The following is a 15,996-nucleotide window of genomic DNA, read 5'->3' on the forward strand; positions in this document are numbered from 1 at the left end:
CAGCAAAACGCAATGGTGCCTTGCAGGTTGGTCAGAGACGGTGGTCGCATCCGATCAGGAAATGTGATTGCTTGGTCGCATCGAAGATTCTGAACGATCTGCCACGGAGGCGACCGATGTCGTTTGTTCATGCGGTGCCGGAGTTGCTTACAGCCGCGGCATCGGATCTGGTGGATATCGGCTCGGCAGTCAGCCAGGCAAATGTGGCGGCGATGGCTTCCACCACCGCGGTGGTTGCGCCAGGCGCTGACGAAGTGTCGACGGCTATCGCCGAGTTGTTCGGCGCCCATGCTCAGGCATACCAAGAAGTCAGCACCCGGACGGCGGCTTTTCACAACCAGTTCGTCCGGTTGGTGAACGCCGGCGCCGGCGCTTATGCCACTGCCGAGGCTGTCAACACCTCACTGCAGACCCTGCAACAGGAGCTACTCGTCGCTGTCAACACACCGACTTTGTTGCTGCTGAACCGGCCGCTGATCGGCGACGGCGCCAATGCCGCCCCGCAATCCGGTGCCGACGGCGGCAACGGGGGACTGTTGTGGGGTAACGGTGGCAACGGCGGATCAGGCGGGGAGGGTCAGGCAGGTGGAAATGGCGGAGCCGCTGGCCTTTTCGGAAGCGGCGGCGCGGGGGGTGCCGGCGGTTTCAGCACCAGCGGCGGGGACGGCGCAGCCGCCGGATCCGGTGGTGCCGGAGGCCTGTTGTGGGGCAGCGGGGGTGCCGGAGGTGCGGGCGGACCAGGTCATGCCGGGGGGAGCGGCGGCGCGGCGGGACTGTTCGGCCGTGGCGGATCCGGTGGCGCCGGAGGAGATTCGGTCAACGCGGCAGGCGCGGGCGGTAACGGAGGCACGGGCGGGATGGTCTTCGGCGCCGGTGGCGACGGCGGGGCTGGTGGACAAGCCCTCAACGGCGCGGCCCCCGGATCTGGTGGCACGGGCGGCTCCGCAGGGTTGTTCGGCGCAGGTGGGGCCGGTGGGGTCGGGGGATCCTCGGGACCAAATCAGGGGCCCTACGTTGGCGGACACGGCGGTGACGGCGGTGCCGGCGGCAGGATCTTCGGCCATGGAGGCACCGGCGGAGCCGGCGGCTCCGTCAACGCGCTGCCGGAGACCACGGTCGCGGGTCTTGGTGGCACCGGCGGAAATGGCGGAGCCGCAGGCCTGATCGGCTTCGGCGGCAGCGGCGGTGCCGGTGGGTACGGGGGGATCTCGGACTGGGTTGTCGCGAATTGGGTCGGCGGTGCCGGTGGCAACGGTGGGGCGGGCGGATCGCTGGTGGGAACAGGCGGCACCGGCGGCACCGGCGGGTTCGGGAATTACGGTGGTGCCGGCGGCGTCGGCGGGTTTGGCGGCATGGTCTTCGGTGACGGCGGCTCCGGCGGCACGGGCGGATGGGGCACCTTCACCGGCGGAAGCGGTGGCGCGGGGGGCGACGGCGGCAACCTCACCGGTTCAGGTGGCAGCGGCGGCAGTGGCGGCAATGTCTTTGTAGGAGGGTTCGGCAATGCCGGCGCCGGCGGCGCCGGGGGAAGCGCCAAACTGCTCGGCAACGGCGGGAACGGAGGCAGCGGCGGGGTGGCGTTCAACGGTCCGGTCGCAGGAGGCCCCAGCGGGGTCGGCGGGTCGGGGGGTCTGTGGTTCGGCCGCCCCGGGGTGTCCGGGGCGTCGACCCTGAGCTGATAGTGGCGCCCGCGAAGCGCTGTCACGGCGGGTGCGCAGATGTCTCCGTGACGACTGTTCGAAATTCGTCGACTACCCGTTCAACGGTGCGCAGTGCCGATAGGCGCTGCAGTGGAATGCCGGCTCTCAACACGAGTGGCGCCAGAACGCGCTGATAATGGCAGCGGCCGAGTTACAAAGCCGAGCCATGTCGCCTGTCACGACCTGTGGCACAACCATATTCGTGAGCAGTTCGGGAACTCGGACTTCGACGCATTGTGCGCTGACGTTGCCGCGCTCCCGTTGGATACGCGGCCGCCGCAGCCGTGGAATTAGACGAGTACCGATTGAGCGAACCTGCAAAGCTCCTGCGATACGCAAGCTTTGGTTCGCAACCTTCTACTGGACCGTCCGGACAACGTTGCATAGCCTGACTCAGCAGCGGGGCTACAGGCCGACTCCGGCGACGCCACGCACCTTGAAAGCGTTGTGAAAACAAGGGACTGGCCGTTCGGGCACAGTCGGATGAATGAGGTCGTCGTGAACTTTTTCGTGCTTCCGCCGGAGATCAACTCCGCCCTGATGTTCGCCGGAGCGGGATCAGGGCCGATGGTTGCGGCAGCAGATGCCTGGAGCGGACTGGCCGACGATCTGCACTCGGCCGCAAGCAGCTTCACCTCGGTGACAGTCGGGCTCGCGGGCCAGTCCTGGCAGGGGCCCGCCGCCCAAGCGATGACGGACGTAGCGCAAACATACGTGGGTTGGCTCGCTGCTGCCGCGGCGCAGGCCGAGCAGGCAGCGGGTGGGGCCAGCACCGTAGCCGCGGTGTTCGATCAGGCGCGCTCCGCCGTCGTCCACCCCGTTGTCGTAGCGTCCATTCGCAACGAGCTGATCTCTTTGGTGGCATCGAATCTGTTCGGGCAGAACGCGCCGGCGATCGCGGCCACGGAGGCCACATATGAGCAGATCTGGGCCCAAGACGTTGCCGCCATGGCCGAATATCACGCGGCGGCGGCGGCCGCGATTGCGCCGTTGACGCCGTGGTACGTCACACCAGAGGGCTTGTACTTCAGCGTCGGCCAAATCGGGGGAACCATCAACCTCACCCCCGGCAACGTCGGCTCACTCAATCTCGGTCTCGGCAACGTCGGCGCGCTGAACCCGGGCTTCGGCAACACCGGCAACTACAACCTGGGCGCCGGCAACTTCGGAACGCTCAATCTCGGCAGCGGCAACGGCGCCTCCGGCAAGGGAAGTTCGGGAGCTCAGCTGCCGGCCGCCATGAATCTGGGCAGCGGCAACCTGGGCAGCTACAACCTGGGCAGCGGCAATCTCGGAGGGTTGAACATCGGCAGCGGAAACGCGGGCGACGCCAACCTCGGGCTCGGCAATCTGGGTAACTCGAACTTCGGAAGTGGGAACCTCGGCAGCTTGAACCTCGGCAGTGGCAACTGGGGTAGCCACAACCTGGGCAGCGGCAACACCGGTGACGGGAACTTCGGACTCGGGAACACCGGCAACACCAACCTGGGCAGCGGCAATACCGGTTCTGCGAATGTCGGTGGCGGCAATCTGGGCAACGCCAACTTCGGCCTCGGTAATCTCGGCAGCAACAACATTGGGTTCGGCAACAAGGGCAACAACAACATCGGCTTCGGACTGTCCGGCGACAACCAGATCGGCATCAATTTCGCCGGCCTGAACAGCGGTTCCGGAAACATCGGCCTGTTCAATTCGGGTACCAACAACATCGGGTTCTTCAATTCCGGTGACGACAACTGGGGCATCGCCAACTCAGGTCAGGGCGTAGGCCCGCTCAGCGTCGAATTCGGCACGTCAGGCGTGTGGAACACCGGCATCGGCAACTCGGGTTATCTCAACACCGGTTTGGGCAACTCGGGCAGTTACAGCACCGGCCTGTTCAACTCGGGCGCCACCAACACGGGCTTCTTCAACTCGGGCACCACCAATACGGGCCTGTTCAACTCGGGCGCCACCAATACCGGCCTGTTCAACTCGGGCGCCACCAACACCGGGTTCTTTGACTCGGGCACCGCGAACTTCGGCAGCTTCAACGGGGGCAGCACCAACACCGGCGGCTTCAATTCGGGTGATATCAACACGGGCTGGGGCAATTCCGGGGGTGTGAACACGGGGATCCTCAACGGCGGCAACCTCAACACCGGACCCGTCAGTCCGTTCAATCAGGACTTCGCCAACTCAGGGTTCTCCAACGCGGTCGACGGCGAGTTCGGCCGCGGCGGATACAACCAGTCAGGCATCGCGAACCAGGGTCTGAACAACTCAGGCATCGATTCCGCCGACAACATCACCAGCATCATCGGCGGGAAGGTCATCCAGGGCACCATCGGTTCCTCCGGATTCGAGAACCACGGAAACTTCGGGTCCGGCTTCCTCAACTCAGGCGCCTACAGCTCGGGCTTCAGAAACACCGGACCAACCTACACCGGCCCGGCGAACATGTCCGGATTCGCCAACAGCACAGGACAATTCATATCCGGCTTCTTCAATGCCGGCACAATCGCCGACGGCGCTCTGGTTCAATTCAACTCGGGAATCGCGAACCTGGGCAACGAGGTGTCGGGCTTCTTCAACGCGCAGAATCAAGAGTCAGGGCTGTTCCACTGAAATCTCGTTCACAGTGACCAGCGACTCGCACATGCAGAGCGACAACACGGTCGCTGTTGCATGGACCGACCAGCCGTCCGCGCGACACCGCGTTCAGGCAACCGTGGCGACCGTCCGGGATGGCGGGCGATTCCGCATCACCCGGGTGGGCCAGGGTTGCGGGACTCCGGTGGTGCTGCTGCCCGGGATGTTCGACAATCGGCGGCTGTATCTCTGGCAGGGAGGTCTCGCCGACACCCTGGCCGACGCAGGCTTCGACCCGTGGATCGTCGAGCGGCGCAGAACCGGCGGGGTAGCCCTGGGAAACGGCGCGCGGGCCGGCTGGGAGGAAACGGTCCGAGTCGACCTACCGGCGGTGCAGCGGCTGGTTGCGGCCGAGTCCTGCCGACCGGCGTTCTGGATCGGGCATTCTTTCGGCGGCGTGGCCCTGGCACGCGCCGCCGCGGAGACGCTGGACCGATCGGACCTCGCAGGGTTGGTACTGGTCAACTCCGCCGTCAATATTCCGTTGTTGGCCAATCGATTTGTCGCGGCCGTGGTGCGGTCCCGAATGTGGGACGGGGTGTTCCCGGCCCGACGATTGGGTCTCGGTCCCGAAGACGAGCCGATCGCTGCCCTCGGTGACGCTGTTGACTGGGGGATCGCCGAGCGAGGTCACCGCTACCTGTCGAGCGTGCTCACCACCGTCGACACACCGCTACTCGCGATCACCGCGCCCCGGGACCTCATCGCCCCCGCGACGCGGAGCCGCCAGATGGTGCGCCCGACTGCCGGTCTGGAAAGACGTGTGCAGTCTGCTGCTCGCGCAAACGGATTCGCCCGGGATTACGCGCATGCGAACACGTTGTTGCATCCCGCCGCACGAACGGACGTATTTCCCTTCCTGGTGGACTGGCTCATGACTCGGAGCGGTGAGCCCGCGCCGTCGAACGCGGCGCCGCGCGCAGCGGGACGTCATCAGCTGCATTTCAGCGAAACGTTAGACGTCTCTGCGGAGCAGCTATTCGGCCTCCTGAGCCGGCATTGGTCATCGCTGTGGCCGGTGCGGCAGCGTCGGGTGCGTGACGGGGTCGATACCGCGGAACCCGACGGTCTGCGTTCGGTTCGCTCGCAACTGGTGTTGGGGATGTGGCGGGTCCAGGAAGAAATCGTCACGTACCGACCACCCGGGCTCGTCGAGTACCGCACCATCAAGGGGCCGGTGCGAAACCATCTGGGACGCGTCGAGCTTCAGCCCGCGGCCGGCGGCGCCACCCATCTGGACTACCGCATCGACTTCGACGCGCCCGCCTGGGTTCCCGGGTGCATGCTGACCGCCGTGCTTGAAATGACCTGGCGCAAATGGAGCCTGCCTCGACTGCGGCGGCTCGTCGCCAGGGTCGACGATCAAGCGGCATGATGCAACTGTTCTGGAAGGACCAGTCGGCATGGCGGCAACCCAGTCGCATGCGATCGATCTCTTCGACCAATGCGCCAGGCAGATTCCCGAACTCGGTGCCCTTCAGCAGTCTTCCAGCCCGCGTCCGTGCCATGGACTCGCAGAAATTGCCCCGATCAGTCCAGAGCCCGGTGCTCGAACACCCGGTGTTCGTCGCACGCGTATCGGTAACTGACGCTGATTCTTTCCACCGCGTCGATGATGTCGTCCCCGGTGTGGTTCGCCATCACCTGCATACGGAAACGGGCTTGATCCCGCGCGACCGCGGGGTACTCGACGAGGTTGGCAACCAGGCCGTTGGCGTGCAATTGCCGACTGACGAGGCGGGCCATGCTCTCCGATCCCATCTTGACGCAGACGATGGGTGACGGGTCTCCGTAAATGTCAAAGCCTGCGCGTCCCAGCCGCGTTCGCAATTGAAGGATATTGGCCATCAGGCGCTGCCTGAGCATTTCACCCTCGCCGCCGTCCACGATGTCGAACGCCTTGAGCACGATTGCGGCTTGCACCGGCGAGAGCGCGTTGGAGAACGTATTCGGCGAGGAATAGAAGCGCAGGTACTCCTTGACTTTGCGGTGTTGGGTCGCAACGAATCCGCCATTCGATGCAAACGTCTTCGAGAACGATCCCATGATCAGATCGACCTTGCCGATCATGGATTGAACACCGAGGTGCCCACGACCCCCTTTGCCGATAGCGCCGAGGTCGTGCGCCACGTCGACGACCAGTGTTGCTCCGAACTCGCTGCACAGCCCTTGCACAACCGCGATATCAGGGGTGTCGGAGTCCATCGAGAACAGCGCTTCGGTCACCACCATGACGCCGCATTTCGTGTCCAGGGATCGGATGGCCTGCAGCTTTGCCCGCACGTCGTCGAGACTGTTGTGATCGAACAGATGAATATTGCGGGTTGCCGCCTGCGCCCCCTCCTGCAAGCACGCGTGAGCGAGTCGATCCATCACAATGTGGTCCTGCGGGCGCACCAGGCCTTTGATGACTCCGAAGCCCGCGGCCCATCCGGTGGGGAAGAGGCTGACGTGTTCGGCCGCAAGAAATTCGGCGATGCGCTGTTCCAGAGCCAGTGACAACGAGGTGTTGCCGACCAGCGCCGGTGAACCGGCGCTGTGCACTCCGTACTCCTCGATGGCGGCGCGCGCGGTGGCCTTGATTTCGGGATGGCCGGAAAGCGACAAATAGTCCTGTGACGCGAAATTCACTCCGGTCATCTTGCGGCCGTGATCGTCGTACACCGTCGCGTACGGTCGGGGACCCGCTTCCGTGGACCTACCGTAGGACCACAGCCCATGGGTGCGTCGCAGATCCTGCCATTGATAGAACGCGTCGAGCCGGTCGATCAAGTCGCCGCCGGACGGTTCGCGGAAGTCACGCAGACTTCCGCGAAGGCTGTAATGCGGGGCAACGAGGTCGCGGGGAGAATCCAAATGCAATTCCGCGAGGGGTTCTGACAAGGTCACTGCTTTACCTCCTGAGTCGTGAACGCGTGGAGATCGGTCGCAAATGTCGACGTTCAGGCGCCGGCCGCTTTTGCTTGCAGCGCAACGCTTTCAGCGCATACGCGAATGGAGGACGGATCGCGCCGGATTGCTGTGATGCTGCTCACACAGGGATGCTAAGTTCACAAATCGATAAACGTCCACCACGTAGTTCGCAAGAATCGCTTGCTTTTTTCGCAACGGACACGACGGACCTGGCTCGCCGGTGAGTATCGCTGAAGTGCTTGTCAGCGCATGGATTCCAGCGCAGCTACTCGCTGTCGGTGAGTCGGCAGTCGTGCGTGCACGCGCACCGTGCACAAGCTTGTGCTTGAGAAACTGCGCGGTGATCCCGACGGGGCTTCTCGTGGTGAGCCGTAGCGACTACCGCAGCGTCGCGAAACGACGCGCCGGCCAGGCCGGCGGGTCGGAGCCGTAGGGCACCAGCCGATCCGCAGCAGGGAGGGTCAGGTCGGAGAATGTCACGGGCGGAGCGAGGTTGGTGACCGGTCCGTAGGCGGTGTCGACCGACAATGTCTCCGCGGGGTAGATGTCGGTGCGAGGCAGGCCGTCCTGGATGCCGGCGTCCAGCAATCCGAACTCCTGAACCCACATCGTGCTGCGCGCGAGCGATACCTTCACGTGGTAGGAGCCACCCTCGGTAGCACGTCGATACAGGGCCGCCATCATGCCCGCTGCGGCCAGGTATCCGGTGATCAGATCGGCGAGGTAGAAGACCGGAGAGAACCGGGGCGGGCCGCCCTGGCCTTCGGTCACTGCGAAACCCGTTGCGACCTGAGCGTTCTGGTCGAACCCGGGGCGGCCCTGCCAGGGACCGCGGTGGCCGTAGGCGGTCGCCGACATGTATACCAGTCCCCTGCTGCTCACTGCTGCAAGCGACTGCGGACGCAGGCCGAAGCGCGCATTCACGCTCGGCCGGTAACTCGACGCGAATACGTCTGCGGTGGTGGCCAGTTCGCGCATCACCGCGATGTCCTCGCTGCAGCGCAGGTCGAGATAGGCGTTGTGCTTGCCGACGTCGGTGCCAAGGTGCTGGGGGAGGGTGTCGGCGTGGAACGGCGAGGTGATCCGGAGTACGTCGGCCCCGTACTCTGCCAGCGTGCGCGTGCTTCTGGGCCCGGCGAGCACATGGGTGAAATCGAGCACTCGTATCCCGTCGAGCGGCGAAGCACCGTCGGCGGCGAACGGAATCGGCTCACCGTCGCCGATCTTGACGATCTCGATCGGAGGCACGGCCGCCAGCGTCCTGCCCTGGGTATGCCGCAGCCACTCGTCGCGGGTGAACGCGCGGCACGCGGGCAAGCCGGCGTCACTGAGTGCATCCTCGAGCTGCTCGGCATCCCACTTGGCGACTTCCCGGGCGAGCGCAGCTCTACTGTTGCCGCAGTCGAAGAAATTGAGGTAGCCCGACAGCAGCTTCGGGTATGGCGGACCGGCTTCGATCATGATGTAACGCTGGTCTCGCGTCTGGAAGATCCCGTTCGTCGGCACGTGTTCGGCGCCGACATTCTGACGGAAGCGACCCTGCCTGACGTAGTGCGTGGGGTGCAGATAATGCAGCGCGTGGATGATGTCGGTGGAGATATCCGTAATCGCACCGTTGCGCTCCTGCCATATCGCGGCGCCCGCGGCGGCGATCAGCAGCAACGCGGTGGCGGAGGCCTCACCGAGGCGATGAGGGGAGCGGATCACCGGGTCGCTGCCGTGCAGCACGGCGTCGCCGCTGAACTGCTCCGCCAGGCCGATCCCCTCGAGCAGGGCACTCAGCTGACCCAAGTCCCCGGCGCGCAGCCGGGACTCCCAACGTGGTTGCATCTGTCGGCTTCCGTTTCTCGACACCCGAACCGGCCCTGTGCTAGCAGTACGGTCCGGTGAAAGCTACGCTAGCGGCCGCCATCACACAGCGTCCAGTAGATGTTTCGTTAACTAAGCTTGCATATTGCGCAAATATTAGGGATCCGCGTTGGTTCGACAGAGCGCAATGGTCTGTCTGGAAGCTTCTACTGGACGTCGCATGACGCGCCTGGATACCGTCTTGGGACGGTTGGCGGCGTAGAGACGGGCTTGAGTAGATGACAACGATGAACACCCCGCAACAGACGCGGAAGCCATTGACTGCGAACGACTTCCTCACCATAGACAGGGGTCTGTCCGACGATGAACGATTGATCCGTGACACCGTGCGATGCTTCGTCCGTCGAGATATGCTGGGACGCTTGCCCGATGCCTACATCGACGGCCGGCTCCCGTACGGATTTCCAACCGCTGCAGGAGACTTGGGACTGCTCGGTATGTATCTGAAGGGCTACGGCTGTCCTGGTACGAATGCGGTTTCTTACGGGCTGGCCTGCATGGAACTCGAAGCCGGCGATAGCGGTTTGCGGAGTTTCGTCTCGGTGCAGGGGTCACTTGCCATGTTCGCCATTTGGCGTTTCGGCAGTGAGCCCCAGAAGCAGACCTGGCTCCCGCCCATGGCTCGTGGCTCGGCGGTAGGGTGCTTCGGCCTGACCGAACCCGACGCCGGCAGTGATCCGGCCGGCATGCGCACCACCGCCAGATTCGAGGACGGACAGTGGGTGCTGAACGGCACCAAAACGTGGATCACCAACGGTGACATCGCGGACGTCGCCGTGGTCTGGGCCCGAAACTCCGACTGCATCCGTGGATTCGTCGTGCCGCGAGGGACGCCGGGTCTCGTGAGCCGGCAGATCAAGCGCAAGATGTCTCTTCGTGCATCGACAACGGCAGAGCTGGTGTTCGAGGATTGCCGGCTGCCGGCCGAAGCCTTGCTGCCCGATGCCGAGGGGTTACGGGCGCCGCTGGCTTGCCTGAACGAGGCGCGTTTCAGTATCGCCTGGGGAGCGGTCGGCGCGGCACGGGCGTGTTACGAGTCCGCACTGAACTACGCCGTCACCCGTACTCAATTCGGTTCTCCCATAGCGGGATTCCAACTGACCCAGGCCAAACTCGTCGATATGCTCACGCAGGTCAACAACTCCTACCTGCTCGCCTTGCACCTGGGCCGGCTCAAGGATGCCGGCCAGTTGCATCCCGAACAGGTGAGCTACGGCAAGCTGCATAACGTGCAGAAGGCGCTGGACGTCTGCCGTACCGCGCGCACGATCCTCGGCGCCAGCGGAATCACGCTGGAATACCCGGTGATGCGCCACATGGCCAACCTCGAATCGGTTCTCACCTACGAAGGGACCAGCGAGATCCAGACCCTCATAGTCGGTCAGGCCATCACCGGCATACCGGCATTCCGTTAGGCCGCGAGCACTGATTGCTAGACAGATTCCTGGCTCGTGTGCAGAACCTCGCCGCTAGCACAGCCGGGGACGCCGCTTGCGCCAATGCTGCCATCGGCGCCACCACTGCCGAACAGTCGAGCGTCTCCACCGAACCCGCCGAGCGCGCCGGGGCCTGCGTCTCCGCCTCCGTTACCACCACGACCACCGTCGCCGCCGCTGCCGCCCGGGCCGGCTGCACCGCCGTTGCCGATCAGGCCGCCGCGCCCGCCCGATCCGCCGAATCCCCCGCAACCGCCGTTGCCGCCGCGCGTCGTGCCCACCAGGTTGACCGTGCTTCCGCCTCCCGCGCCGTTGCCGCCGACGCCGCCGAACCCGCCGCTTCCGCGCAGGAATCCGCCATTCCCCCCGTCGCCCCCGTCGGCGCCGTCGCCGCCGTGGCCGCCCCGGATGCCGGCTAACGCAGTCACCGGCTGGCCCACGCCGCCATGGCCTCCGTCCCCTCCGGCGCCCCCGTTGCCGATCAAGCCCGAGTCTCCGCCCCGGCCGGCGGTTGCGCCGAAGTAGCTGCCGCTGGCGCCGCTCACGACCGTGTCGTCCTCAGCGAAAGAACCGCCGTGTCCGCTGTTTCCGCCGGCCCCGCCATCCCCGCAGAACCAGCCGCTGCGCCCGCCATTTCCGCCGTTGCCGGCCAGGCCGCCGGTTCCGCCCACCTGGGCGCGGGTCGCGGAGCCGGCGGCATCCCCGCCGTCGCCACCGAGACCGCCGGTGCCCCCATTGCCGGACAGGAGACCGCCTGGCCCGCCGGCGCCACCAGCACCTCCGTCGCCGCCGTTGTGGGCCGAGCTGACGCCCTCGCCTCCGGTTCCGGCATTGCCGCCTGCGCCTCCGACTCCGCCGTTGCCGCCCTGACCATGTATCCAGCCGCCGGCGCCGCCGGCGCCTCCCGTGCCGCCGGGCAAACCGGGTTGGCCCGCAATGCCATTGATCCCGGCGCCGCCGCGACCGCCGGATCCGCCGTTGCCGAACAACCCGGCTGACCCGCCACGGCCGCCGTTCTGTCCGGGCGCTCCAGAGCCGCCGCAACCGCCGTTGCCATACAGCCAGCCGCCGTCGCCGCCGTTTTGCCCGGTACCTGGGACCCCGTCGGCACCGTTTCCCATCAGTGGCCGTCCGGTGATTGCCCGCACGGGGTCGGTGAGCAGACTCTGCAGCGGCGGTAGCTGGGTATCGTCACCGGCTTCGGCGCAGGCATAGTGCTCCGCACCTGCGGCGATGAGCTGCACAAAGTGGTGGTGGAACGTGGCTGCCGCTGCGCCGAATTCCTGATATTGGTGTGCGTGCGAATTGAATAGTGCTGCCACTGCAGCCGAGACCGCGTCGCCGCCCGCAGCGATCGTTGCGGTAGTGGGCCTGGTGACGGCGCCATTGGCCTGCTTGATCGTGGAACCGATCGCGCTGAGCGCCGACGCCGCGGCAGTGAGAATCGTCGGTGACGCAATAACTTTCGACATGGGTGTTCCTACGGTCAAGCTGCCGGACAAGACAATGCGTCCATGCCACTTCACGCTAAGGAGCGCGATACCCGGCGTCCAGTAGAAGATTCCCAAACTAAAATTGCAACGAGCGCAACTGATCCCGCGGTTCGGCCGTCGCCGATCGTGACGACGACGACGCGAGTCGGCACCGGTCATAGACCTCGGCACCGGTCATACTGTTGTGCACCCGGCAACCGGTGAGGAGCCACGTGGATCTGGAGCGCATCACTCACCCGCTGCGACTGGCCCGGGGATCGCACCGACCGGGTTCAGCCAGAGGCTGCGCGATGAACGTCGTCTCTTACGTCAACGGCGACGAACAGATCACCGACTTCCCGGCCACCTCGGCCCGCCCCCTCGCCGCATTCGTTCAGCTGTGCAACGACCAGCTGGCCGGACCCGACGGCTACCTGTCGCCGGGAGACGCGCTCCTTGCCCTCGACCTGGCCTGGCTGACGGTCGGTACCGCGGAGGTCGGCGAAACCGTCATCCGGCCCTGGGTGTCCAAACTACTGACAAGTCCGCCGTGGGGTGTGGTGCGTTACGCTGATGGCGCTGCGGCCGAAGCGATTTCGGCGATTGCCGAGCTGCATCGCACGTTGGCTCCCGGCGAGATGCCCGACATCGCCAGCTGGGACAGGGCCGCGCGAGCCGCCCGGGAGATCAGCGGCCGCATGTCACCGGGCGCTCAGCGCTACGCCGTGCGTGCTGCATATCAATCGACCGCCCTCGCCGATGCCGAAGCCTGGGACACGCTGGATGCCGTCACCGGCAACGCCCTGCGTGCGCATCGGTTGGCGAACCTGGAAAACGGGGCCGGCCGAATCGTGGAGGCAACGCGTCAGGCCATCCGGTCCTGGCGGCGTCTGGCCGGCCTCTCGGTGGTCGGCCACGTTCCGGTGTCGGTGAGCAAGGCATTGCAGCACAACAAAGCGGCCGCGCTACCTGGTCGATGTATACGGTAGGGGGTATGGTATTCTTGTCGCAGCGAGAGGAGTGCTGCGATGTTCGATAACCACGACCGCACCAGCCCGGCGGTGACAATCTGGTTGGATCCGGTGTGCCCGTATTCCTGGAACACCGCCCGGTGGCTGAAGGCGGTGGCCGACAAAACCGGCATGGGTATCGATTGGCGGCTGATGAGCCTGTCGGTTCTCAACGAGGGCGGGGAAATGCCGGCCCCGCAGCAGGCTCGCATGCGTGACTCGGCGAAAATTGGGCGGCTGATGGCAGCCATCCGCGACCAACACGGCGTGGCGGGTTTGGCCACAGCGTATTTCGCGTTCGCCGAGCGATACTTCGAACAGTCCCAGCAGATCGACGACGAACTCGTCTCGGCCGTGCTGAATGCCGTCAAGTCTTGGGATGTCTCCGCGGATGTGCTGGCGGACTCGTCCTGGGACGAACTCATCCGGCGCAGCCATCAAGCCGGGCAGGACGCACTCGGAGAAACCGGCGGCAGTCCGATCGTGCGTATCAACGGTCACACCTTCTTCGGTCCCGTTTTGACGGCACTTCCCGATCCGGCGGCGGTCGAAGCGCTATTCGACGCGGTGGCGGCTTTGGCCGCGATACCGCAGTTCGCACAGTTGCAGCGCCCGCGCCAGCGATAAGGAGAGATATGTGCCACGCGGTTCGATGCCGGGTCTGCGGCAAGACCACTTGGGTGGGCTGTGGTGCGCACGTGAAAGACGTTCAGCGCACCGTTCCCGCCGACCAATGGTGCGACGGACACGAGCCATCCGAACCACGACCGAGCCTGTTCCGGAGGAAGCGGTGGTGACGCCCTCTACCGGATGGCCAGGCCGGTCAGTGCCCGCGAAATCACCAGCCGCTGAATCTCGCTGGTGCCCTCGAAGATGGTGAAGATCTTCGCATCGCGATGCATCCGCTCGACGGGGTAGTCACGGGTGTAGCCGTTGCCGCCCAGGATCTGGATCGCCTCGTCGGTGACGTAGACCGCGGTCTCGCTGGCCACCAATTTGGCCATTGAGCCCTCCGCGGCCTCGAAGTTCTGGTTGTTGCGGGCCATCCAGCCGGCCCGCCAGACCAGCAGACGCGCCGCGTCGATGCGACTCTTCATGTCGGCCAGCTTGAACGCAACGGCCTGGAATTCACCGATCTTCCGACCGAATTGTTCACGCTGGCAGGCATATTCGAGTGCGTACTCATAAGCCGCGCGGGCCACCCCGACGGCCATGGCGCCGACGGTCGGCCTGGTGCGCTCGAACGTCCTCATCGCCGCCTGACCACCGGCTGAGGCGCCGGACTTCACCCGGGCGATGCGTGCCTCGAACTTCTCCCGGCCACCCAGGATCGCTTCCTCCGGCAGGCGCACGTTGTCGAGCACCACCTCGGCGGTGTGCGATGCACGGATCCCGTGCTTCTTGAATTTCTGGCCTTGAGCCAGGCCCTTGGTGTCCGGGCCGATGATGAAGCTGGCCTGACCGCGGCTGCCGAGTTCCGGGTAGACCGACGCCACCACGATGTGCACGTTGGCGATGCCGCCATTGGTCGCCCAGGTCTTGGTGCCGTTGAGCACCCACTCGCGATTCGCCTCGTCATAGCGGGCGCGGGTACGGATGCCGCCGACGTCGGAACCGGCGTCGGGCTCCGAAGAGCAGAACGCGGCCAGCTTGGGTTCCTCGGCGGTGCCGAACATCTCCGGTAGCCATTGACCCAGCTGTTCTGGAGTTCCGTTGCCGGCCAACGCCGCTGCGGCCAGCCCGGTACCCATGATGGACAGCGCGATGCCCGCGTCGCCCCAGAACATCTCCTCGAACGTGGTGAGCATGCCCAGTCCGCTTTCCTCGGCGGCTTGCTGCGCCATGAAGTCGGGGGAGTACAGCCCCACTTTGGCGGCCTCCTGGATCACCGGCCATGGGGTTTCCTCGCGCTCGTCCCACTCGGCCGCGGCCGGGCGGATGACATCTGCGGCGAACTTGTGCACCCAATCGCGCACCTCGATCACGTCGTCGCTGAGTTGCATGGAAAATGTCATGGCGTTGCTCCTGTGTTTCGGGGTGTGCGGTAATGCGTGAGGACGCTGACGGTCTGGTTGACCCACGCCTCGAAATAGCGTTCTTCGTCGATATTTCCGGGTAAGCGGCCGGTGAGCGCCTGCAGCGTCGCGGCGTAGGACAACGCGCCGATCGCGGTGGCCGCGATCGCATCGGGATCGGGAATCCGGGTGCGGCCGGACCGATTGGAGGCGGTCAGTTCGTCGGCGAACCGCTGGTAGGCATTGTCGGTGATGACCTGCCAGGTCTTCTCGTCGAGGTCACCGAGCTCCTCAGGCTCGCGCAGCATCACCTTGAGCAGGTCCTCGCTCTGCTTGAAGTTGCCCCAGATCAGCTGACCCGCCGTGCGCACCGCCTCCTCGACGCTGGCCGGCTCTCCCGCGTCGTACTGCTCTCGTGCGGCGACGATGCGATCGATCCGGTGCGTCACCGCGGCCTCGAGCAGTTCTCGCTTGGAGCCGAAGTGCTTGTACAGCGCTCCAGAGCCGGGCGCCAGGCCGGCGGCACGTTGGATGTCGGCCACCGACGTCGCCGCATAACCCTTGGCGGCGAACAGCTTCAGCGCCTCGGCCAGCAGCCGATCACGTCCGCGACCGGGCTCTGTGACCATGGTGAGAGAGTACTCACTCACCACCGTAGCCGACAAATCGGCGTGGATCCGCGGTGGGCAGCGCTCGAAAGGAGCGCCGAAAGAAAACGGGCCGAGAAGTGGGATTGCAACGATTTCAGGGCGCGCAATATCGGGAAAACCCCTCGGGTCCGCTGGCGGAAAAAATGTTTGAACAAAGCAGGTGAATCACGTGAATTTCGCGCGGCGCCGAGGAACCGCGCAGCGGTCTTGACGCGGAGTGGATCGTGGGCCGGAAGAGTCGCGTCGACCGAATTATCAATCGGCACAGCCTCTTACGTCGATGTGGTGCGTAGCGGCGGG

The 15,996-nt window shown here is 65.4% G+C and carries 12 protein-coding genes; 7 read left to right on the plus strand and 5 right to left on the minus strand.

Features of this window, described 5'->3' with window-relative positions:
- Positions 1 to 116 precede the first annotated feature (116 nt).
- The 3 genes from AC5Y7D_RS04940 (at position 117) to AC5Y7D_RS04950 (ending at position 5,706) form a co-directional block, all read left to right on the plus strand.
- Entirely contained in the window at positions 117 to 1,679 is a 1,563-nt protein-coding gene (locus AC5Y7D_RS04940) for a PE family protein (protein WP_499922203.1), read from the plus strand.
- Between the two features lie 519 nt (positions 1,680 to 2,198).
- Positions 2,199 to 4,307, plus strand: coding sequence for a PPE family protein (locus AC5Y7D_RS04945; protein ID WP_499922204.1), 2,109 nt, complete (start codon positions 2,199 to 2,201; stop codon positions 4,305 to 4,307).
- Between the two features lie 13 nt (positions 4,308 to 4,320).
- Complete coding sequence (locus tag AC5Y7D_RS04950) at positions 4,321 to 5,706, plus strand: SRPBCC family protein (RefSeq protein ID WP_499922205.1); 1,386 nt, start codon at positions 4,321 to 4,323, stop codon at positions 5,704 to 5,706.
- A gap of 155 nt (positions 5,707 to 5,861) precedes the next feature.
- On the opposite strand, the gene AC5Y7D_RS04955 is transcribed toward AC5Y7D_RS04950, so the two are convergent.
- Both AC5Y7D_RS04955 and AC5Y7D_RS04960 read right to left on the minus strand, forming a co-directional pair.
- Positions 5,862 to 7,214 (minus strand): aminotransferase class I/II-fold pyridoxal phosphate-dependent enzyme, encoded by a 1,353-nt coding sequence (locus tag AC5Y7D_RS04955; protein ID WP_499922206.1) that lies wholly within the window; start codon positions 7,212 to 7,214, stop codon positions 5,862 to 5,864.
- Positions 7,215 to 7,622: 408 nt separating this feature from the next.
- Positions 7,623 to 9,074 (minus strand): CoA transferase, encoded by a 1,452-nt coding sequence (locus AC5Y7D_RS04960; protein ID WP_499922207.1) that lies wholly within the window; start codon positions 9,072 to 9,074, stop codon positions 7,623 to 7,625.
- A gap of 266 nt (positions 9,075 to 9,340) precedes the next feature.
- Between AC5Y7D_RS04960 and AC5Y7D_RS04965 the strand changes: the two genes are divergently transcribed.
- The gene (locus tag AC5Y7D_RS04965) at positions 9,341 to 10,528 is read left to right on the plus strand and encodes an acyl-CoA dehydrogenase family protein (protein ID WP_499922438.1); all 1,188 of its coding nucleotides are present in this window, start codon (positions 9,341 to 9,343) and stop codon (positions 10,526 to 10,528) included.
- Between the two features lie 17 nt (positions 10,529 to 10,545).
- Here the strand turns inward: AC5Y7D_RS04965 and AC5Y7D_RS04970 are convergent, their stop codons facing one another.
- Positions 10,546 to 12,021 (minus strand): PE family protein, encoded by a 1,476-nt coding sequence (locus AC5Y7D_RS04970; protein WP_499922208.1) that lies wholly within the window; start codon positions 12,019 to 12,021, stop codon positions 10,546 to 10,548.
- A 311-nt stretch (positions 12,022 to 12,332) separates the two neighbouring features.
- Here AC5Y7D_RS04970 and AC5Y7D_RS04975 point away from each other — a divergent pair, with 311 nt between their 5' ends.
- Genes AC5Y7D_RS04975 through AC5Y7D_RS04985 form a run of 3 tightly spaced genes read left to right on the plus strand, consistent with a single transcriptional unit; the run spans position 12,333 to position 13,828 of the window.
- Positions 12,333 to 13,010 (plus strand): hypothetical protein, encoded by a 678-nt coding sequence (locus AC5Y7D_RS04975; RefSeq protein ID WP_499922209.1) that lies wholly within the window; start codon positions 12,333 to 12,335, stop codon positions 13,008 to 13,010.
- 39 nt (positions 13,011 to 13,049) lie between these two features.
- Positions 13,050 to 13,658 carry a mycothiol-dependent nitroreductase Rv2466c family protein gene (locus AC5Y7D_RS04980; RefSeq protein ID WP_499922210.1) on the plus strand — a complete coding sequence of 203 codons (609 nt, stop codon included), beginning with the start codon at positions 13,050 to 13,052 and terminating at the stop codon, positions 13,656 to 13,658.
- A gap of 8 nt (positions 13,659 to 13,666) precedes the next feature.
- Entirely contained in the window at positions 13,667 to 13,828 is a 162-nt protein-coding gene (locus AC5Y7D_RS04985; RefSeq protein ID WP_499922211.1) for a DUF8730 family Cys-rich protein, read from the plus strand.
- A 6-nt stretch (positions 13,829 to 13,834) separates the two neighbouring features.
- On the opposite strand, the gene AC5Y7D_RS04990 is transcribed toward AC5Y7D_RS04985, so the two are convergent.
- Both AC5Y7D_RS04990 and AC5Y7D_RS04995 read right to left on the minus strand, forming a co-directional pair.
- Positions 13,835 to 15,046: an acyl-CoA dehydrogenase family protein gene (locus AC5Y7D_RS04990; protein WP_499922212.1), complete on the minus strand. Its 1,212-nt coding sequence runs from the start codon at positions 15,044 to 15,046 to the stop codon at positions 13,835 to 13,837.
- Complete coding sequence (locus AC5Y7D_RS04995; RefSeq protein ID WP_499922213.1) at positions 15,043 to 15,675, minus strand: TetR/AcrR family transcriptional regulator; 633 nt, start codon at positions 15,673 to 15,675, stop codon at positions 15,043 to 15,045. The genes AC5Y7D_RS04990 and AC5Y7D_RS04995 overlap by 4 nt, the downstream gene beginning before the upstream one ends.
- Positions 15,676 to 15,996: the final 321 nt, after the last annotated feature.

This window comes from Mycobacterium sp. NGS49 (assembly GCF_059812565.1).